This window comes from Flavobacterium sp. GW821-FHT12A05 (genome assembly GCF_058807735.1).
Map to the genome: position 1 here is coordinate 124,158 of NZ_JBXAQY010000011.1, position 21,582 is coordinate 145,739.

The 21,582-nt window shown below is 32.3% G+C and carries 21 protein-coding genes; 17 read left to right on the top strand and 4 right to left on the bottom strand.

The window, feature by feature from the left end; all coding sequences use genetic code 11:
• Positions 1-59 precede the first annotated feature (59 nt).
• From AC1RRQ_RS22220 to tpiA, 4 genes are all read left to right on the top strand, one after another.
• Entirely contained in the window at positions 60-1,181 is a 1,122-nt protein-coding gene (locus AC1RRQ_RS22220) for a BT_3928 family protein (protein WP_493025183.1), read from the top strand.
• A 145-nt stretch (positions 1,182-1,326) separates the two neighbouring features.
• Positions 1,327-1,995 carry an alpha/beta hydrolase gene (locus AC1RRQ_RS22225; protein ID WP_493025185.1) on the top strand — a complete coding sequence of 223 codons (669 nt, stop codon included), beginning with the start codon at positions 1,327-1,329 and terminating at the stop codon, positions 1,993-1,995.
• Positions 1,996-2,333: 338 nt separating this feature from the next.
• Positions 2,334-2,831: a TlpA family protein disulfide reductase gene (locus AC1RRQ_RS22230; RefSeq protein ID WP_493025186.1), complete on the top strand. Its 498-nt coding sequence runs from the start codon at positions 2,334-2,336 to the stop codon at positions 2,829-2,831.
• 84 nt (positions 2,832-2,915) lie between these two features.
• Positions 2,916-3,668: a triose-phosphate isomerase gene (gene tpiA, locus AC1RRQ_RS22235; protein ID WP_493025187.1), complete on the top strand. Its 753-nt coding sequence runs from the start codon at positions 2,916-2,918 to the stop codon at positions 3,666-3,668.
• A 124-nt stretch (positions 3,669-3,792) separates the two neighbouring features.
• Here tpiA and AC1RRQ_RS22240 read toward each other — a convergent pair whose 3' ends face one another.
• The gene (locus AC1RRQ_RS22240) at positions 3,793-6,129 is read right to left on the bottom strand and encodes a hypothetical protein (RefSeq protein ID WP_493025188.1); all 2,337 of its coding nucleotides are present in this window, start codon (positions 6,127-6,129) and stop codon (positions 3,793-3,795) included.
• Complete coding sequence (locus tag AC1RRQ_RS22245) at positions 6,089-7,225, bottom strand: hypothetical protein (RefSeq protein ID WP_493025189.1); 1,137 nt, start codon at positions 7,223-7,225, stop codon at positions 6,089-6,091. The genes AC1RRQ_RS22240 and AC1RRQ_RS22245 overlap by 41 nt, the downstream gene beginning before the upstream one ends.
• A gap of 112 nt (positions 7,226-7,337) precedes the next feature.
• Between AC1RRQ_RS22245 and prmA the strand changes: the two genes are divergently transcribed.
• The 13 genes from prmA to AC1RRQ_RS22310 all read left to right on the top strand — a co-directional run bounded on the left by prmA (position 7,338) and on the right by AC1RRQ_RS22310 (position 17,699).
• Complete coding sequence (gene prmA, locus AC1RRQ_RS22250; protein WP_493025190.1) at positions 7,338-8,171, top strand: 50S ribosomal protein L11 methyltransferase; 834 nt, start codon at positions 7,338-7,340, stop codon at positions 8,169-8,171.
• A gap of 138 nt (positions 8,172-8,309) precedes the next feature.
• A complete protein-coding gene (locus tag AC1RRQ_RS22255; RefSeq protein WP_493025191.1) occupies positions 8,310-8,585 on the top strand; it encodes an ATP-dependent Clp protease adaptor ClpS in 276 nt (91 codons plus the stop codon).
• An 86-nt stretch (positions 8,586-8,671) separates the two neighbouring features.
• Positions 8,672-10,183 (top strand): WG repeat-containing protein, encoded by a 1,512-nt coding sequence (locus AC1RRQ_RS22260; protein ID WP_493025192.1) that lies wholly within the window; start codon positions 8,672-8,674, stop codon positions 10,181-10,183.
• A 139-nt stretch (positions 10,184-10,322) separates the two neighbouring features.
• On the top strand, positions 10,323-11,603 hold the full coding sequence (locus AC1RRQ_RS22265) for a sterol desaturase family protein (RefSeq protein ID WP_493025193.1): 1,281 nt from the start codon (positions 10,323-10,325) through the stop codon (positions 11,601-11,603).
• The gene (locus AC1RRQ_RS22270; RefSeq protein ID WP_493025195.1) at positions 11,603-12,280 is read left to right on the top strand and encodes a lysoplasmalogenase; all 678 of its coding nucleotides are present in this window, start codon (positions 11,603-11,605) and stop codon (positions 12,278-12,280) included. The genes AC1RRQ_RS22265 and AC1RRQ_RS22270 overlap by 1 nt, the downstream gene beginning before the upstream one ends.
• 44 nt (positions 12,281-12,324) lie before the next feature.
• A complete protein-coding gene (locus AC1RRQ_RS22275) occupies positions 12,325-12,777 on the top strand; it encodes a 2-dehydro-3-deoxyphosphooctonate aldolase (RefSeq protein ID WP_493025196.1) in 453 nt (150 codons plus the stop codon).
• A gap of 43 nt (positions 12,778-12,820) precedes the next feature.
• The gene (locus AC1RRQ_RS22280) at positions 12,821-13,141 is read left to right on the top strand and encodes a hypothetical protein (protein WP_493025198.1); all 321 of its coding nucleotides are present in this window, start codon (positions 12,821-12,823) and stop codon (positions 13,139-13,141) included.
• A 105-nt stretch (positions 13,142-13,246) separates the two neighbouring features.
• Positions 13,247-14,035, top strand: coding sequence for an arylamine N-acetyltransferase family protein (locus tag AC1RRQ_RS22285; protein WP_493025199.1), 789 nt, complete (start codon positions 13,247-13,249; stop codon positions 14,033-14,035).
• A gap of 283 nt (positions 14,036-14,318) precedes the next feature.
• Positions 14,319-15,137 carry a 3-deoxy-8-phosphooctulonate synthase gene (gene kdsA, locus AC1RRQ_RS22290; RefSeq protein WP_493025200.1) on the top strand — a complete coding sequence of 273 codons (819 nt, stop codon included), beginning with the start codon at positions 14,319-14,321 and terminating at the stop codon, positions 15,135-15,137.
• 19 nt (positions 15,138-15,156) lie between these two features.
• Positions 15,157-16,062: a hypothetical protein gene (locus AC1RRQ_RS22295; RefSeq protein ID WP_493025201.1), complete on the top strand. Its 906-nt coding sequence runs from the start codon at positions 15,157-15,159 to the stop codon at positions 16,060-16,062.
• 106 nt (positions 16,063-16,168) lie between these two features.
• Positions 16,169-16,846, top strand: coding sequence for a YiiX family permuted papain-like enzyme (locus tag AC1RRQ_RS22300; protein ID WP_493025202.1), 678 nt, complete (start codon positions 16,169-16,171; stop codon positions 16,844-16,846).
• Positions 16,847-16,935: 89 nt separating this feature from the next.
• The gene (locus AC1RRQ_RS22305) at positions 16,936-17,397 is read left to right on the top strand and encodes a hypothetical protein (protein WP_493025203.1); all 462 of its coding nucleotides are present in this window, start codon (positions 16,936-16,938) and stop codon (positions 17,395-17,397) included.
• The gene (locus AC1RRQ_RS22310; protein ID WP_493025204.1) at positions 17,394-17,699 is read left to right on the top strand and encodes a hypothetical protein; all 306 of its coding nucleotides are present in this window, start codon (positions 17,394-17,396) and stop codon (positions 17,697-17,699) included. The genes AC1RRQ_RS22305 and AC1RRQ_RS22310 overlap by 4 nt, the downstream gene beginning before the upstream one ends.
• Positions 17,700-18,093: 394 nt before the next feature.
• Here the strand turns inward: AC1RRQ_RS22310 and AC1RRQ_RS22315 are convergent, their stop codons facing one another.
• A complete protein-coding gene (locus AC1RRQ_RS22315) occupies positions 18,094-19,485 on the bottom strand; it encodes a M20/M25/M40 family metallo-hydrolase (RefSeq protein ID WP_493025205.1) in 1,392 nt (463 codons plus the stop codon).
• A gap of 165 nt (positions 19,486-19,650) precedes the next feature.
• The gene (locus tag AC1RRQ_RS22320; RefSeq protein ID WP_493025206.1) at positions 19,651-21,570 is read right to left on the bottom strand and encodes a discoidin domain-containing protein; all 1,920 of its coding nucleotides are present in this window, start codon (positions 21,568-21,570) and stop codon (positions 19,651-19,653) included.
• Positions 21,571-21,582 lie beyond the last annotated feature (12 nt).

Here is a 21,582-nt window from a genome sequence, read left to right on the forward strand (position 1 = left end):
CAAACAAATTGGAATTTGGAATTTATTATTTGAGATTTAAATATTTTAATATTTACGTCATGAAAAACATCATTACTCAATTCTCCCGAATATTTGTCGGTGTGTTATTTATCATTTCCGGATTAATTAAATTAAACGACCCGGTTGGTTTCTCTTATAAATTGGCTGAATATTTTAGCGAGCCGGTTTTCAATATGCCATTTTTAGAGCCTTTAGCTCTAGGATTAGCTATTTTTCTAGTCATTTTTGAAGTGGTTCTGGGAGTAATGTTATTAGTTGGATACAAAACAAAAACTACAATTTGGGCTTTATTACTTTTAATCGTTTTCTTTACCTTCCTTACCTTCTACTCTGCTTATTTTGATGTAGTAAAAGATTGCGGTTGTTTTGGAGATGCATTACACTTAACGCCTTGGCAGTCTTTCACAAAAGATGTTGTTTTATTGTTCTTTATCTTGATTTTATTCATCAACCAAAGATTAATAAAACCATTATTTTCAACTCCAAAAACCAATTTTGCCGTTTATGTGAGTGTCGTTTTATGTGCTTTTATGGCTGTATGGGTTTTAAACCACAATCCTATAAAAGATTTCCGTCCGTATAAAGTGGGAACGAATATCGAAAAAGGAATGGAAATTCCAGAAGGCGCTCCAAAATCTGTAGTTGAAATGATTTTCATTTACAAAGTAAACGGCGTTGAGAAAGAATTTACCGAAAAAGATTTAATGAATATTCCTGAAGGCGCAACATTTGTTGACCGAAAAGATAAAGTAATTTCAGAAGGCTACATTCCGCCAATTCATGATTTTACAATGACAAAAGACGATTCTGATTATAAAGAAGAATTATTAAAAGAACCAAAATTACTTGTTTTTATTACTTACGATTTAAGCAAATCTGAACCAGCGGGAATGAAAAAACTAGCTAAGGTTACAGCCGATGCAAAAGCAAAAGGTTACAAAGTAATTGCCATGACAGCTTCTGGCGCTGACGAAATTGCAAAAGCTAAAAAAGAATACAACTTAGATGTTGATTTCTATTTCTGCGATGCAACGGCTTTAAAAACAGTTGAAAGAGCAAACCCAAGTATTGTAGTGATTCAAAAAGGAACCATCGTCCAAAAGTTACATTATAATGATGTTGATGATTTGAAATTATCTGATGTTGCTTATAGTCTTTAAAAAATAAATTGATGCAATTAAAAGCGCCGATATTCTAAATCGAATATCGGCGCTTTTTTTGTTTGGATATTATTCTAATAAGCGAACAAGAGCACAAACTATTTTTCTTACATTTGATCAAATCATCACAAAACCAAAATCATTCATGAAACATTTTCAAAAAATCTTTTTCACATTTTTATTTACTTTATCTATTTCTTTTATGGCTTTTAGTCAGGAAAAAACGGCCAAACAAGACCAACGATATATATTCTTTTTCCACAATAAATTTGTTGAAGAAAATGATTTGAACACTGCACATCCTGAATATGGCAAAGCCGAATACAATGAAATTGTAAACTCTTTTAAAAAAGATAATTTTATTGTTTTTAGCGAAAAAAGAAAGAAAAATACAAATGCGGCTGATTACGCAGAAAAAGTGGCAAAACAAATCAAAGCACTTATAAAAAAAGGAATTAAGCCTAACAAAATAACCGTAATTGGAACTTCAAAAGGTGGTTATATTGCCCAATATGTTTCGACTTATTTGGCAAATCCCGATGTTAATTTTGTTTTTATTGGATGTTTTCAGGAATCTGATATAAAAGAAATTCCGGATATTAATTACTGCGGCAACATTTTGACTATTTACGAGAAATCAGATATTTATGGTGTTTCGGCTATTAAAAGAAAGGAAACTTCAAAACTCAAAGTAAATCATTTTAAAGAAATTGAACTGAATACCAATTTAAAACATGGTTTTCTGTATAAAGCTTTAGATGCATGGATTGTTCCTTGTAAAAAATGGGCAAATGGAAATTATGCACTGAATTAAAACTTTCAAAATAAAACAGAATAAAGCCTTTAATTCCTTTAATAATTAAATTTTATTGAAGGCTTTTTTGGTTGAAATCTGACGTTTTTTTGCTTTAAAAATCAACCATAAAACCAAAAATTTCATCTTTTTTTCTGCTTCAAAAAATGGCATTCAAAAAAAGACCTCATTTTAGAGCCAACTATTACGATTTCATTCGGGTTTTTCTAACCGAAAATACTCGTTTTGTTACAAAATAAACGAGTCTTCAATTTTTGTTAATCTGCATTTGGCTTTCAATTTGTTTGTTTAACTTTGTGAATTCAGTACTTTAATAAAAAAATAATTTAATCTACAATATGAAACAAATCGCTTTAATCGCTATTGCATTTATAACATTTTCTTGTACGCAGGCTCAAAAAACAAGTTTTTCTAAAGAAGCCTTGTCTGAAAAATTATTAGCCACGGATGGAAGTCAGGTTACTTTTAAAAACATTTTAAAAAAATATAAAGGAAAAACTTTGGTTATCGAAGTTTGGGCTTCATGGTGTGGTGACTGTGTAAAAGCAATGCCAAAATTAAAAGAATTGCAAGCTAATAATCCTGATGTTTCTTACTTATTCATCTCTGCTGATAAAACGGCTGATAAATGGAAAGCAGGAATCGAAAAACATGAATTAAATAAAGGCGATCATTATATGATGAATGACGGTATGAAAGGTCTCTTTGGAAAAGCAATTGACTTAGACTGGATTCCGAGATACATTATCGTTGACAAAACAGGAAAAATTACATTGTATCGTGCTATTGAAACTGATTTTGACAAAATCAATGAAACTTTAAAAGGTTTAAAATAATTTTCAATTAAAAATATCAAGGTCAAAAATCAATTTTAGTTTTTGGCTTTACTTCAATAAAACAAAAAAATAAAAACTATCAAAATGAGAAAAAAGATTGTTGCAGGAAACTGGAAAATGCATAAAAATGCCGGACAAACTGAAGAATTATTAAGTGAATTAATCACAAAAATTCCAGCACAAACAACTGCACAAGTAATTGTTGCACCAACATTTGTAAACTTACAAGCTGCTGTTGCAAAATTAAAAAACACAACAATTGGAGTTTCTGCTCAAAATGTTCACCAAGCCGAAGGCGGTGCTTTTACAGGAGAAATCTCTGCAGATATGTTAACAAGCATTGGTGTAAATACTGTAATCTTGGGTCACTCTGAGCGCAGAGCTATTTTCCACGAAACAGATGCTTTAATCTCAAACAAAGTTGATACAGCTTTAAAACATGATATGACTGTAATCTTCTGCTTTGGAGAAGAATTAAAAGACCGTCAGTCTGATAATCATTTCAATATTGTTGAAAACCAATTACGTGACGGATTATTCCAAATTTCAAAAGAATCATGGTCTAAAATTGTTTTAGCTTATGAGCCGGTTTGGGCTATTGGAACTGGAGAAACTGCTTCACCAGAACAAGCTCAGGAAATGCACGAATTCATCAGAGAAGTGGTTCGCAAAGCTTTTGGAGCTGAAATCGCTGACGAAGTTTCTATTTTATACGGTGGTTCTGTAAAACCAGAAAACGCTAAAGAAATCTTCTCTAAACCAGACGTAGACGGTGGTTTAATTGGAGGTGCTGCTTTAAAAGCTGATGATTTCTTAGCAATTGTAACGGCTATTTAATTTTAGATTTTGAAATCTCCTATATAAAAAAAGCGTCCCGATGCATCGGGACGCTTTTTTTATGCTATTCTTTTACATATAAAGCAAGCTTATATTTACTTATATAACTTATATGGTAAAAAAACTAATTAATAAACGATTTCAAAAGCGGGCAATTGTACTTTTTAAACGTTGGTGTTGTTTTATAAATAGAATAAAAATTAACCAGCTCCTTCCCTGCTTTAAACGGGTTCTTTTTTTCTTCTTCCTCCGTAATGATCTCCGCGTAATGATCGTAATAATTACATTCAAAAATCATTAAGCTTGCCATTGCCTTTTCGTTGTTGTTTTTAGACATTTTTAAGGCCTTTTCGTAATATATTTTGGCCATTTTAAGATTGTAATAATTTCCGTTTTGGTATTTCTTCTCATTCGCTGTATTATCACCGTAAACATAATCTGTATACGATTCACCCGATGTCCAGTCATAAGCGCTCATCATCCAGGAATTTCCTAAATAAGATACATTAAAATAGGCGTGTGCCAATTGCAGGTTACTGCTAGCTGTATTTTGTTTTTTCAGCTGAATCAGTTTGGCAATAAAATCGGTTTTATTGAAATGATAGTCAAACTTGCGTTCTTTATCGTTTTGGAGAATTTTAGGCGTAAACGGATTTTCATTTAAATACGTTTTATACTCGTAATTCTTCTCCCAAAAATCCTGAGGCATACTTGAAAACGTTTTATGAGCCAATTCCAGATCATTAGTTCTAAAAGCAATTGTTCCTTTTAGATCTTTGTAATAATCAACATTTGGCGCAATTGTTCCGGAACAAAGATATTTTTCAAATGGCGTTTTGTTTTCTTTTTGCTGTAAAGCGATCAAACGATCAACATCTTTTGCAGTTGCATTTCGGTCAAAATAACCTATATAACTGTAAAAATAAGGATTATTATAGGCAGAGTATTCTCCTTCATTTTTAATATCCGATTTCATAGACAATAAGCCCGCTGCAACTGTATCTCCTTTTTTCTGAAATTCTCTACTGGCAATTCGGTACAAACTATACAAGTTTTTAAATAATCCGCGATCTGTTTCAACTAGATTTTCAACCGAATTAAAATAAGTATAAAGCTGATTCTGAACTTTTTCGTTCTTTAAATCATCTTGTTTTAAAGAAACCAAAGCCAGTTGAATATTTTTCTGCATTTGTATTGAGGTATTGGCTTTATCAGAAATCATATTAGTATATTTTTTCCCTTCGTCAACTTGGTCATCAATAAAACAAAGCTGTGCAATTGCAGCAGTAATGTAATCTTTCTGTTCTCCGGAAGTCTGCTCACGAACAGAAATTAAATAATATTCTAATTCTCTTAAATATAAAATATCCTTATGGAAGTTTTCTTCTTTTGCTTTAGCGTAATTCTCATACCAATTTGTACTGCTGAAAGTTACAGACGGCGTTCCGTCATTTGTATATTGAGGCGTAAAAATCCAATCTTCGAGCTTGTTAATTTCTCTTCCAATTAAAAAACTCAAAAACAAACTATTCGGATTTAATTCATACATCTCCTGAATTGTTTTTAAATCAGGTGCGGGATTTCGAAGACTTTCAATAGCCAGAATAACACTTCGTTCTTCATCATTTTGAGCCAAAGCTAAAGTTTCGGCAGTCAGTTTTTTGTTGTAATGCTGTAAAACCGCAAATGATTTTTCTTCGCAGGTATTAAAAACCCGGCTTAATAAATAGTTTTGCAACGGCAGATTATCAATACATAACGCCTTATAATACAAAGCCCAAGGTTCTAAAATCGTATTCTTATTATCCGCAAAATAAGTATCGTATAATTTGATTACTTCGTTTTTATCTTGACTGTAAAAACTATATCTTAAAATTAAAAATGCATAACGCTGTTTTAAAAACGAGTCTTTTGCTGTTTTAATTCTTTTTTCAAAATTTTCTAAATCAGCCAGTTGATGATTTTGGTTACTGTAGCCAATTTGTCCCCAGGATTCCCATTTTACATCTGTATTACTATTGTATTCGAGTTTTTTAGCAAATAGAATATAACTTAAAAAAGCTTTGTTTTTAGGCAGTAATAAAGTCTTTATAAAGGTATTTTTTTCAAATACTTTATGGAGCATTTTATTTTCGTAAGCCGTTTCAAATTGTTCTGAATCTGTTTCGTATAAAACAGCGTAAACATCGTCGGTCTTAATTTGATTTCCTAACTTTTTCTGCCATTCTAAACAATTCAACTGCTTGTCAGCGTCTGAAATTGTATTGGTTGCATAATAATTATCAGCCGAATAATAGAAGGGTGTCAGCTTAAAAAATCCTTCACGCTGCGCTTTAAACAAAGCAAGCCGACTTGTTTCCGGAGAAACACTCCATCCGCAGGCAAATGAAAACTGAACGCTTAAAACGAAGAGCAGACTGCTAAAAACGCGCATAATAATTGGAGATGTTTTCGGTTCCATAATCGTTTATATATTTTTTATCAAAAGAGAAAAATGTCACTTTAGTTTGATTGTCAGTTTGAATTTTACTTTTTAAAATCGAAATCATTTTATCGAGTTCATCGTTTGAAATTTTCTCGATCCTTATTTCGTCGCCATTTCGCAAATAAGTCTGCCCCACTAAAACATCATCCTGCAAAACATACTTAGAATCTGAAGTTTTCTTTACTTTAAGAGTATCTTTTAGTAATTGGTCATAATCAGACAAAATTCCTTTAAACTGATTTCCTCTAAAAGCAACGGCCCAGCTGTACAAGGGCAAAGCAATATCTAATTTGAGTTTGTAATCGCTGTGCGTAATATATTGTGCTAGTTCGTCGCTTGTTCCGATAGAATTTTTGGTCTGAAAATCTTCTGGTTTTGTAATATTATAACACATCAGCAAGCCTTTATCTACAGGAGGAATTCCGGCTTTTGAAGCATATTTATACTGCCAGAGTCTAATTGTTGCTGTTATTTTTGAAGATGGAAACTGGCTTTTAATTTGTTTTAACAAATAGAAATAATTTTTCTGCGATTTCTCTGTCCAGTCGCAGTCAATCAGGATTTCTTTAAAATCAACTTTTAATTTGGATAATTCTATCGACTTAACTGAGTCGTAATTTAGGCGTTTGCGATTTTCCTGTTTGTAATAGTCTTTTGGATAAACAATACTTGAAGCAAGGTTTTCGGCTTTTGAATTGTTCATTTTCTCCCCTATTTGCTGTACTCGTTTTGCCATTCTTACAGCAAGACTATCCAATTGCTTTTTATCGGATTTTAAAACTACTTCATTTGTAATAAAGATACTTGGTGTAATTTCGGGATTGCTTTTATTTAAAGAAACATCCCAAATGGTGGCAACAGGCAGCGGTTCTTTTGAATACGGATTATAATCGACATCAAAAAAACGAACATACAGGTGTTTTACATCTAATTTATTAATAAGAGAATCTTCTTCTTCCTGAAAATATAAATTGGTTTTCCAGTAACAAAATGAGCGAATTACTTCGTGTTCATTTTCGCAGCTTCCAGAGCTTAAAATAACAAAAAGCAGTACAAAAAAGATATTCTTCATGGTGGTAAAACTTACAAAATGCCGTTCAAAATTAGTATTAAAATTTATAACAATATGATTTATTTATGAACAACTTTTGCTTTGTATTCTTACCTTTGCAAAAAAATTATTTATGTCGAATATATATTTAGGATATCATTTTACAATTGAACCAAAAGAACTTGGATCAGAAATTTTAGTTGCTGAATTAGGCGAAAAAGCGTTTGAAAGTTTTACAGAAACAGAAAACGGAATTTCTGCATTTGTAAAGAAAGATTTATGGGATGAGAATATTCTGGATGATATTTATATTTTACAATCTGAAGAATTTAAAATCGAGTATACAATTGAAGAAATCGATCAGGTAAACTGGAACGAAGAATGGGAAAAGAATTTTGAAGCGATTGATGTGAACGGAAAATGCCATGTTCGTGCTCCTTTTCACGAAAAAACCGATGCTGAATTTGATATTGTAATCGAACCAAAAATGAGTTTTGGAACAGGACATCATGAAACCACTCACATGATGATTCAGCATTTATTAGAAATGGATGTTAAAGGTCTTAAAACTCTTGATATGGGCTGCGGTACTGCAATTTTAGCCATTTTAGCTGAAATGAAAGGTGCTGAACCAATTGATGCCATTGATATTGATAATTGGTGCTATTTAAATTCTATCGAAAATGCCGAACGCAATAATTGTAAACATATCAGCGTTTATGAGGGCGATGCTGCTTTATTGGCAGGCAAAAAATACGATTTGATTATTGCTAATATCAACAGAAATATCCTGTTGAATGATATGCAGGCTTATGTTGATGCATTAAATAAAGACGGTATCATATTATTTAGCGGTTTTTATGAAGAAGACGTTCCTTTTATCGATGCTTCGTGTACCGAAAAAGGTTTAACGTATGTTAAAAAATTAGAAAGAAACAACTGGGTTTCATTAAAATACGTAAATTAGATAGTTGCTTATTTAACTATTAATTAATCAAGCATATAGACTAATGAATTGAATAAATTTTAATTTAAAATTCTATTTAATTCATCCATCTACGGCAAAAAAAATTAGTAATTACAACAGTACAAAAAACTAAAAAAAATGAGTACTAAAGAAAAAGTAAGAGAAAGAGTTCGCGAGAAAGAAGCGACGGGATTCAACAACGAAATCATTGTGTACAACGACGATGTAAACACTTTTGATCATGTAATTGATACCTTAATGCGTGTGTGCGACCACACATCTGAACAAGCAGAACAATGTTCCTTAATTGTACATTACAACGGGAAATGCACTGTAAAAACAGGGCCAATCGACAAATTAAAACCTCAATGTACGCAACTTCTGGAAGCTGGACTTAGCGCCGAAATTGTTTAAATTGCCAATAATTTAAAAACGCATTCTATTTTGTTTTACAATTAAACTAAATAGAATGCGTTTTCATTTTTAATGAACTTCAAATTATGAGATTTATCGCATTTTTTCTACTACTTTCATTGCCTTTTATTTCAAAAGGCCAGTCAAAATTTGAGCCACTTCGAAAACAATTAATCGAGAACAAAACATACGAGTACGTTTATAAGTTCGAAAATAATTATGCCGTATTTCGAACTTTTAATAATAAAATGGGATTGATCGACAGCGTAGGAAACGTGATTATCAAACCAAATTATGAGTATATTGACAATAAAGAAGAGCTGAAAAATTTATTCGAAGCTGGTATCATAATCAATAAAAAGTACAAAAGAGGGTTTATCGATCTCCAAAACAGGGTTAAGATTCCTTTTGAATATGAAGATATTTTCTATATGGGAAATGGTTTGATCCGGGTTTCAAAAAACAACAAAACAGGTGTTATAGATATAGAAAACAAGATTATCCTGCCTATAAAATACGATTACATACAAAACCAGAATGGTATTTTGTTCGTTCAAACTAATAATACAATTGATTTATTTGATTCTAAAGGAAAGCCGATTACTAATTTTAAGGCTGCAGATATTGATTATTTCAAAAACAAAAGATCAATTGTAACCCTGCCAAACAAAAACACGTTGATAATTGACGATAAAGGAAACATCGTTCTAAATTCTATAAAAAGCCATCAATTCGAAGATGTCTTTGAATCTGATTCTTATCTTATTAAAAATACAATTACAAAGAAAAAAGGTGTAATCAATTCTTCAGGCCAATATGAAATTGAATGTAAATACGATGAAATTTCACCATCTGCTTCTATTTATGTGGTTCAGAATAATAAAAAAAGTGGTATTATAGATCAAAAAGATGTTGTTTTAAAACCTTTAATCTACGATCATATTTTTTCTTTATTCTATAGAGACAGTATTCATTTCGAAAATCAATATTTGGCGCATAAAGGTGATTTAAAAGGCATCATAAATCCCTATTTAGAGAAAGAGATCATTCCTGTTTCCTATAAAAATATAGAACAGCTTTCTAAGTATTATATTACAGCCAATTCGAATAATAAAAACGGAATGTTTTCATCAAATGGTACGATTATAATTCCAGAAGATTATGAGTTCTATAATGTGTCTCCAAATAAAATTTTTGCTGTAAAAAACGCTGGGGAATATCTTCTTTCAATTGGAGACAATAGTTATACTGAAACACAAATATCTGCCGGCGAATTTGTTAAGGATAAATTTAGCTTTGGCGGATTTTCAAAAAGTAAGTATCAGATTTTTAAAAAAGACAATAAGCTTGGTGTAATTAGTAACGAAAACAAAATCGTGATTCCATCTGAATTTGATTCTATTACCGAAATCTATTCTACAGGAGAATTTATCGTTCAAAAAAACAAGAAATACGGCGTTGTAAATGCCAATAATCAGGTGCTTTTAGAATTAAAATATGATACTTTTCAAATAATTAAAGAGGTTGTTAAATTTGGAATTAAGAATCAAAAAACAGCCAAATTTTATCCGGTAGACTTTTCTAAAGAAATTAAATAATCGCTTTTTGATTTCAGGTTTAATTGCAGTATTCTGTTTAAATTTAAATCTTAGATTTTATTTCGTTGTTTAATTTCTTAATAATTTAAAAAACATTCTATTTTATTTTATATTTGAAATAAATATAGAATGTTTTTTTATGGAAGAGTATGGAAAAATATTGATTATTGCGATGCCTGTTTTTTTAGTTCTAATTGTAATTGAAAAAATATACGGCATTTATAAAAAAAATGATACCGCTCCGTTAATTGACAGCGTTTCTAGTATCAGCTCCGGAATTACCAATTCTGTAAAAGACGTTTTAGGTCTAAGCGTTACTTTTCTTTCTTATGAATGGATGGTTTCTAAAATTGCCGTTTTTCATTTACAAGCCAATGTTCTCTCTTATATTATCGCCTTTTTTGTGATCGATTTCTATGGTTATTGGAGCCATAGACTGGCACATCAAATCAATTTTCTTTGGAACAAACATGCCATTCATCACAGCAGTGAAGAGTTTAATCTGGCTTGTGCACTTCGTCAGCCTATTGCGAGTTTGGTTAATTTATTTACTTTTTTATTAATTCCTGCTGCAATATTGGGCGTTCCGGCTTCGGTAATTGCGATCACTTTACCGTTGCATTTATTTTTACAGTTTTGGTATCATACCAAACACATCAAAAAAATGGGATTTGTTGAACAAATTCTGGTAACGCCTTCGCATCATCGTGTCCATCATGCCATAAATCCGGAATATTTAGACAAAAACCATTCGCAGATTTTTATTTTTTGGGATAAACTTTTTGGAACTTTTCAAGAGGAATTAGATGATGTTCCTCCAGTTTTTGGAATCACAAGACCGGCAAATACATGGAATCCTATCAAAATCAATTTTCAGCATTTAGCCTTATTAATTAAAGATGCATGGCGCGCCGAAAACTGGAAAGATAAACTAACTATTTGGTTTAAACCAACCGGATGGCGTCCTGAGAATTTTGAAGAAAAATATCCAGTAAACAAAATCGAAAATGTATTTGATTTTGACAAATACGGAACTCAAAATTCGCAAAAACTTATTCTTTGGTCCGTTGCACAAATTTTAATTACGCTTTTGTTTGTGAGTTATCTTTTTGAAAATATTGCCAAAATTGGTCTGCCCTCTATTTTTGTATACGGTTTCTTTATTCTGGTTACCATTTACAGCAACGCTGAATTAATGGACAAAAGCAAATATGCCATTTTTTGGGAAGGTTTTCGATTAGCGTCCGCTGTTAGTATTATTAGCTTTTATGGCGATTGGTTTGGTTTAAATAACGTTTTCTCTTTTAGTACTTATATCATTTTAGGTTACTTAAGTTTATCATTTTTAATAACGATTTACTTTGTAACAGTCGATTTTAAAAACATCCAAAACCAAACCATAACCACACAAACCGTATAATGAAAAACGCTGTACTTTTTAAAATTTATATTGCATTGAGCTTTATTTATTTACTGCTTTTATATTTCGGATACGAAAGCTTAGACTGTTATTTAAAACCTGCTTTGATTCCGTTGTTAATTTTAGGAGTTTATTTTTCTAAAAAATTCCTAACGCAAAATATCCTTTTAACCGCACTCTTGTTTTCCTGGATTGGCGATGTAATATTACTTTTTTCAGATATCGGCGAAATCTATTTTATACTGGGTCTGGTTTCTTTTTTAATTTCTCACCTGCTTTATTGTGTTCTATTTAATAGACAGTTTAAAGAAAAAATGAAACGAAATGCTATTATTTTTATCATTGGAAGTATTTTAATTGCCTGTTATTTAGTAGGAATGTTATTGGTTTTACTGCCTTCGCTGGGCGATTTAAAAATTCCGGTAATTGTATATGCCAGTGTAATTTCGGTTATGCTTTTGTTTGCTTACAACGGACTTATGACTTGGAAAAAACCAGGCAATCAATATGTATTTATTGGTGCTTTATTTTTTGTGATTTCTGATAGTATTTTGGCTCTCAACAAGTTTCATACGCCATTTAAAAAAAGTTCGTTTATTATTATGCTGACTTATCTTGTGGCACAATATCTGATTGTGATTGGTATATTAAAATTAAATTCAAAAAAGGAACTGTAATAAAAACCTTTTTTACATTTGTACGACCAAAATAAACCTCAACCATGAAAAAAGCTGTCCTTTTCATTATTTTAATACTTACTGCAACGTCCTGCATCAGCACGAGATCTACTTTAAAAAATGTAGACGATAACGCTCCTGATTTAATTTTAAGCAAAGACAATACATTTGTAATTTCGTTATTTAGTAAAGACAAAAAGTATGGCTATGATCCTGATTATCCTGTAAATATATTTTTTAGAAATACCAAAGACGAAGCTTTAAATGAAATGCGTTTTTTGAATGCTTTAGCCGGACCAAACGGAGAAAAAATCACTTATAAACGTTTAGAAACCTGCTGTCCCTTCCCTACTAAAAGAAGCGATATGGGGGCTGGCTTTTTAAATGTATATGAATTAACCTGGGACGGACAAAAGAAACCTGTAACGCTCTATTTGAATATTTACGAAAAGGGAATTTTAATGGTTCCGATGGGATTGACTTTGAAGAAAGAGTAAAAAACTTATTTGTAATATATCAACCAGTACCATTTTTTTTAATATGTACGGAATATCTCCTTTTATTTTAATCGCATTACCATTATTATTTCAGCTGATATATGGTCAAAAAGCAATTCAAGAAACTATATCTTATAGTCTTGGAAGGATAACTTTTATCAGTCTCATTTCGCAAATTGTTTTATCGATTGCAGCATTTTTTATTGCTTCATACAATTTTACAGAAAGTCTTAAAGGCCAACCGTATAGATGCGGAATGGGATTCCTGGGGATAATTGCATTTGCGTTCTTGTTTACGATTATTCTTTTAATTTCTATTATCGTTCAGTATTTTACCAAGAGATCGTACGATAAGAACTCCTAACTACTTCACTCGTTTTATTGAGCAGGAATTAGAGACAAAAAATATTTTTAAGTGATTAAAGTTTACTGAATTTGTAACTTTACAAAACGAATAAATTTTAATCAGATGAAACCATTAAACAATCATAAAATTGAGGCTTCGAACTTCGATTTACAGCAATATTTAAATAGAATCAATTTTTCGGGAGAAATTAAATTAGACTTAGCCGGAATAAAAAAACTCATGCAGAGTCAGCTGTTTAGTGTACCTTTTGAAAATATTGATGTACAGGCCGGCAAAACGATTTCGCTTATTGGTGATGATATTATAAACCAAATTGTAACTAAAAATCGCGGTGGATACTGCTATCAAATTAACGGAATCTTCTCGTTATTGCTTCAGGAAATTGGTCTTCCGCATTATTATATTGCGGTACGTCCTTTGGTTAATCCGGGGCAAAATCCGAAAACGCATTTGGCTATAATTGCCACAATTGAAGGCGAAGAATATTTGATTGATTTGGGTTTTGGAGGAAACAGCATTAGAGAGCCTTTGAAACTGAGCCAGGCTGGAACTGAAATTCAGCAGGATTTTGAAACTTTTACTTTGGTAAAAACAGAAGAAGATGACTATTTATTGCAAATTAAGATTGGAAATGAATGGTCTAACTTGTATTCGTTTGATTTAACTCCTCAACGGTGGATTGATTTTAAACCCGCCAATCATTATAATTATTCGCATCCGGATTCTTTTTTTACACAAAACCTGATTGTCGTTTTACAGAATCCGCTGGGTAAAAAAATAGTATTTAAAAATGCTGTAAAATCAGTAACAAATGGAGTTACAGAAATTATTCCTTTTGAAGACAATCAGCTGGATACTCTTTTGAAAACAGAATTCAATTTAAGTATTTAGTAAAAAAGCGTTTTGAGGAGATATTCCTCAGTAAATCCAATAATTCCACTGGATTTTTTAGCCCCGATAGAAGCGGAAATCCTTTTTTGATAAAGCCTATTTTTTCTGGTTTTTGCAGAGCGACCAACGGAAGCTCCTGCAAAGACCAAGAAAAAAAGGATTTAGAGAAAAAGATTACAGCGGGCGGTCCCGATAGCTATCGGGAAGCTTCTTAAAATAATCTTAAATCTTCATCTCCTATTCATAAATCATGACTACCTTTGCAGTGCAAAAAAATAACTTTATGAATTTACAACATATCCCACAAATTAAGCATACTGACAGCGGGAATTTCTTTTTACTGGCGGGGCCTTGCGCTATTGAAGGTGAAGAAATGGCTCTTAGAATTGCTGAAAAATTAGTTGGTATTACCGACAATCTTCAGATTCCTTATGTTTTTAAAGGATCTTTTAAAAAAGCAAACCGTTCTAGAATTGATAGTTTTTCTGGAATTGGTGACGAAAAAGCTTTAAAAATTTTAAGAAAAGTTTCGGAAACTTTTCATATTCCTACTGTAACCGATATTCATACTAATGAGGATGCTGAAATGGCTGCTCAATACGTTGACGTTTTACAGATTCCTGCATTTTTAGTTCGCCAGACTGATCTAGTTGTAGCGGCTGCTAATACCGGAAAAGTGGTAAACCTGAAAAAAGGACAATTTATGAGTCCTGAAAGCATGAAACACGCCGTTCAAAAAGTATTAGACTGTAATAATGAAAATGTTATGGTTACAGATCGCGGTACTATGTTTGGTTACCAAGATATGATTGTGGACTATAGAGGGATTCCTACTATGCAGCAATATGCTACAACGGTTTTAGATGTTACGCATTCTTTACAACAGCCAAATCAAACTGCAGGTGTTACAGGCGGAAGACCAGATATGATCGAAACTGTAGCAAAAGCGGGTATCGCGGTAGGTGTTGATGGTATTTTTATCGAAACTCACTTTGATCCTGCAAATGCAAAAAGCGATGGCGCTAACATGCTTCATTTAGATTATTTTGAAGGTTTAATGAAGAAGCTGGTTGCCATTAGAAAAACTGTAAATGCCTTTTAATTTATAATACTTAAGTTCTTTGAAAACAAAAATTTTATTTTTCTTTCTGACTTGTGTTTCGTTAAACACTTTTGCTCAGGAAGAAATTCCGGTACAAAAATACGCTGCTCACAATAAAGGAAAATTCTTTGTAATGTGGGGAGGAAATAGAGAAAGTTACTCAAAATCTGATGTAAATTTCCGTGGTAAGGATTACAACTTTACAGTTGAAAATATGGCTGCTCATGACAAACCAAAAGGATGGCATGTAGATTATATTAATCCTGCAAATATGACTATTCCTCAGACCAATTTAAGACTTGGTTATTTCTTTAGTGATCATTACAGTGTAACAATTGGTGTGGATCACATGAAATATGTAATGGCACAGAATCAAATTGCAAATGTTAATGGAAATATCAATTTACCTGCAGATGATCCTGGTTCAATTTACAATGGTGAATACAATAACAGACCTGTAGATATGTCTTTAAATGGAGCTATAGAAGGTGGTTATGACAAAGGTGTAACGAATCCAAACGGTCCTGCTTTTTTAATGTACGAACATACAGATGGTTTAAACTATATTAATACTGAGGTTGCCAGATTTGATGATGTTTCAAAATGGTTTGGGCTGCCAAATATTGATAAAGTTCAGATTAACTTAACTGAAGGATTAGGAGCGGGTATTTTATATCCAAAAACAAATACTACTCTTTTAGGTAAAGAACGTCATGATGATTTTCATGTTTCCGGATACGGTGTTTCTGCAAAAGCGGGTCTAAATATTACTTTTTTCAAACATTTCTATGTTCAGGGAGAATTAAAAGGAGGCTATATCAATATGCAGGATATTAAAACTACAACAAGTAATGAAGATAAAGCTTCTCAGCATTTTACTTATTTTCAACGAATTATTGCTGTTGGGGGAATCTTTAGAATCTAATTTCAGTTAGAAAATATATTAAAAATAGTTATCATTAATTTGGTAACTATTTTTTTTATTATTTACTTTGCAATTCAAAGTACTTTATTTATTATTTGAATACATCATGAAAAAGCAAAAATATATTTTCCTTATCATCACATTCGCACTGAGTTTTGGCTTGGCGTTGTTTGTGGCAATGAAAGTTTTCCCTAATAATCCGTTTTCGAAAAAGAAAATTGAAAATGCGGCAGTCAATAAAGTTGAGAGTGGTGATATTATATTTCAAACTTCGCAATCTCCTCAATGTGAAGCGGTACGAATTGCTACGAATTCGAAATTCTCTCATTGCGGCATTATCTATAATCTTAACGGAAAATGGTTTGTTTTTGAAGCTGTACAGCCTGTAAAACTTACTCCGTTTGATGAATGGATCACGCATGGAAAAGACAATAAATATGTTGTAAAGAGATTAAAAAATGCTAAAACTGTTTTGACTCCGGAGATACTCCAAAAAATGGAAAATTACAGTCAGCAGTTTGATGGAAAACAATATGATGCCTATTTTGAGTGGACGGATACTAAAATTTATTGTTCTGAATTGGTTTGGAAAATTTATAAAAATGCGGCCGGAATCGAACTTTCAAAACTAAGAGAATTGAAAGACTTTAATTTAAGTGATACCAGAGTACAAAAAATCCTAAAGGAAAGATATGGTAATACTATTCCGCTGAATGAAAAAGTGGTTGCGCCTTCTGACCTTGCCGATTCTGATTTACTTATAACGATAATAGACAATTATTAAAAATCAGTAGAAAGCTAATTCTAAAACAAATTGGCTTTTTTCTTTATTATTTTACTTTGAAATTCAAAGAACTTTTAACTAACCAAAATATGAGAGATTATTTAATTGAAAGACTATACGAAAGTACAAAAAAGCCGTATCAAAAATATTTTAAGAAGAACGAACCCTGGAACATCAACAAAGCTGGTTTAATGAATTATCCTAAAGACAGCTTAGGATTTGGGTTAGGAAATTTTCTCTTTAATAATCATTTTGATATTCAGGAGAAACTGGAAAATCATGACATTATTCATGTCCTAACCAATACTGGAATTTCTGTTTATGAAGAAATTGGAATGCAATATTATCTCTTGGGAAATGGAAAAAGAAGTTTGTATTTGTTTATGGTAATAGGAACTGGGACGCTTTTTTATCCGAAACGATTAAACTATTTCATTAAGCAATATAAAAGCGGTAAAGAGGCACTTCCGTTTTATTATCTGGATTTTTCTAAAATGCTTTTTATGTCTATTCAATCTATTCAGCAAACTTTTAAAATACAACACTCATGAAAACTATCAGCAATAAACCTTTTGAAGAGAAACAATCGACCGAACTCGCAGTTGGTACTTTTATTATTAGCAGCATCTTGTTTGCACTTTATATTATTTCCAACGAAAGTCCTTATGTTTTAGTTATTGCATGGCCGTTTGCCGCATCTGCCATAATAGTAAATAGTATCATGTTAGTGAATCTAACGGATCGATTTATTCATTTACCGGAATATCGAAAAGATATTGCATTTAAGATTTTAATGCTGCTTTCTAATATCCCAATTACGTTTTTGTATTATTTGATTGTGATGAAATTTTGATTTTTTGAAATGCATGGAATAAGGATCGTTCCTATGGAACTTTAGAAATTCGTTTATTATTTTCAACGGATTAAAATCCGTTGCTACAATATGATCATTTCTACCGAATTTTGAGCTGAAATCTATTTCATTTTTTTAATTATAAAAATCAAAATTATTTCAGCTTCGGAGAAGCATAATATTTATAGAAAAACAATTACACAAAGCTAAAAAGCTCCAGCGGAGTGAAATGATAATTTTTGTTTATTTATATGTCGCTCCGCTGGAGCTCTACAATAACAAAACTAATTCTTTCTATAAATATATCATCCCTCTGGGATTATTTCCTGGGACGCAAAAAAAACAGGCTGTCATTTTTGACAGCCTGTTTTATATAATATCGATTTTTAAAATCTTAGTTTGCTTTTGGAATTTCTATTCCGTTTTGATCTATTAAATAAACCAATGAAGCCATTGTTGCGGCGCCAAGTTCTAATTCTCTTTTGTTGATGGCATCAAATTTATCGTTTGCTGCATGGTGGTAATCAAAGTAACGCTGTGAATCTGGTTTTAAACCTGCTTTAACAATTGCTTTTGACGTTAAATGACCAATATCTGAACCTGCATGTCCAATTGTAAAACTATGCACTAAATAAGGCTCGAAAAAGTCTTTAAATCCTTGTATTTTTTTCAAGTTAGCATCATCAGCTTCAATTGAAAATCCTCTTGGCGAAAATCCTCCTGAATCACTTTCTAAAGCAAAAATATGGTTCTCATTCTTTTGTTTTGAAACTTCTTCGTATTTGGCGCCGCCTTTTCCTCCGTTTTCTTCATTCATAAACAATACGACACGAATGGTATTTTTAGGTTTATAGTTTAAGTTTTTAAGAATACGAATTACTTCCATACTTTGTACTACTCCTGCTCCATCGTCATGAGAACCATCGGCTAAATCCCAAGAATCCAGGTGACCGCCAACAACCATGATATTCTCAGGGCTTACAGTTCCTGTTAATTCTCCAATTACGTTATGCGATAATACATCTGGCAGCGTTTCGCAAGACTGCTTGAAATAAAACTTTAAAGTTGGATTTGCTTTTAAAGATTTACTTAGTAGTTCTGCTCCGTTTGTACTAATTGCAGCGGTTGGAATGTATTGCTCTTTTGGTAAATCGCCATAACTTTGAGCTCCTGTATGCGGGAAATCGTCTAAACGTAAGTTCATAGAACGAACAATTGTTCCTACGGCGCCAAGTTTAGCTGCTTCTTTTGCGCCAGCATATCTTTGGTCTACGCATGCTCCGTATGATGTAAACGTTTCGATGTTTTCAGGATTCATTGGTCTGTTGTAAAAAACAATTTTTCCTTTTACTTTATCAGCTCCAAGTTCGGTTAATTCTTTGATTCCCTGTACTTCGATTATTTCTGCTGTAAGTCCTGTTTTTGCAGTTGCAACAGATCCGCCTAAAGCGCAGATTGGTACAGTAGTTTTTACTTTTCCGTCTAAAATATATGCTGTTTCTTTTTCTCCTCTAACCCAATGAGGCACCATCACTTCTTGTAAATATACTTTATCAAGACCTAGATTTTCTAATTGTCTTTTGGTGTAATCTACCGCTTCTGCTGCTCCTTTTGATCCAGATAAACGACTTCCAATATCATTTGATAAATATTCCAGCCAAGAATAGCATTTTGCTTCGGTCAAGGCTTTTTTGTAAAATAATTTAATGTTTTTTTCATCATTTGATTGCGCAAACAATGTCAATCCGTTTAAAACTAAAGCAGTTAAAAGAATCGTTTTTTTCATAGTTTTTATAGCGTTTTGGGTTACACTCCATTTTTTGGTATCTTACAAAGAAACAAAAATTCTATAGAATTGTCAGAGTTTTTCTAAAGCCTTTTCTCAAAAAAAACTCCAATTATAAACCTTATGATTTATAATTGGAGTTTTTATCATTTTAATAAAATAAAACTATTTTACTTCGATAATCTTATTTTTTTGGCCAATGCCGTTTTCGTTAAAAGGTTCAATTGTAAAATAATACTTTGTTCCTTTGTCTAAACCTCTAAAGTCGTATGAATTGTCGCCATACACCATAATATTGTTATATAATTTATCAGGAGCGATTCCGTAATAAATAGTATAACCCACTGCATCATTTTGTTTTTTCCACGAAATTATAGCATTTCTTGAATCTGCTTTATTTCTGTCTACTTTAAATGAATTAACTGCTTTTGGCTTTTCTAATAATCCATTTCCAAATACTCTGAAATCTGAAATTGCAAACAGTCCAGATGCATTGTGAATGTTTTCCATTTTGATGTATCGCGCTTTAATTGATTTTGTTAACTCTACATAATCATGCGGTACATCTTTGTCGTTTTTAGATTTATCTACAACCAGTTTCCAATTTACAGCATCATCAGACATGAATATTTTATATTGATAATAAATGTCCATTGCTTTATTGTACTGAGTGGCTTTATGATCTGCATAATTAATCTGAAGTGCTTTAATCTCCATTTGTCTGCCTAAATCCATCTGAAGCCATTCTCCTGCATTGCTTGTTTTAGCAGACCAATAGGTTTGAATGTTTTCATCGGTTAAATTTTCGGGACCGTAACAGAATTTCTCGTATACTTTTTTTCCGCCGTTGTCCATTCGGTGTGTTTCCACTTCCATACAATCTTCGGAAGAAGAAACGGTTACCGGTTTTTTATACGAAAGCAGCATCCATCCAGATGAAGCACCTTTTGTTTGATCACGCTCACTTGTTGGAAGTACAATTGGAAAATCTCCGTAAGAGGTAATAGAATACATTACATCATCTTTATCAAAACCAGCCGGAAACATATCTATACGACGCTCGAAACGGTCTTTAATCGAAATTTTGCACGTTCCGGTATTCCAGTAATTTCCGTAATTGTCCGCAAAAGTGTTTCCGTGTCCAGCTCCAATTACAAATCCGCCTGGTTTATAAGACATCGGATTGTGTTTTTGATACGTAAATGGCCCAAGAGGATGATCTCCTACGTGAACACCATTTGCATAACCTTTAAACTCTGTTGCCGGTGCTCCGTACTGCATATAGTATTTTCCGTTGTGTTTAGTCATCCAGGCTCCTTCTATAAAATTACCCCAAGGTGCAGGTTCCATATCATTGTTTGGTCCGAAACGCTCCCATCCATGAGCAGAAGGATCTAAAATGGCAACTTCCTTAACTTGACCGTAAACTTTTTGAATATCTTCAACCTCGGTTGCTTTATATAATGCTGCATAATCAGCTTGATTTCCTTTCGGAAGCCATGTATTATAATCAACCTCAACTCCTACTAGAGGCAGTTTTCCGCTTGAACCATAATACATATATACTTTTTTGTCATCATCCTGAAAAATAGCTGGATCCCAGGTTGGCAGCATTGCTTTATCTACATGACGTGTCCATCTTCCTGATTTAGGATCGGCTGTTTTCCAGATTGGATGGTCTCTTTTCCAGGTTGAACCTACGTAAAATAAGGTATCGTTTACAACCCAAGCAGCTGGCGCGCATTGGTCGTCGTCACCCGGTTGTCTTTGAAAACTTCCGTAAACGAAATTCCAGTCGGACATATCTTTACTCCAAAAGAATCCTGCCTGATTAGTTGCAAATAAATAATATTCGCCTTTATACGTAATAATTACCGGATCTGCACTTGAACGGCGCGATTCAGGAATTCCGTTATGATTATGAGTAGTATAATTGTATCCAATGTTAATTGGGTTACAAAATGTAGTGGCTGGTTTTTTAGGATCAAACCATTCTGTTTTTCCTAAATTTTGTGCCAAAAGATTGTGATTGAAAAGTATCACAAATAAAATTGGCAGTGTCAACAGTTTATGTATCTTTTTCATTTCTTGATTTGT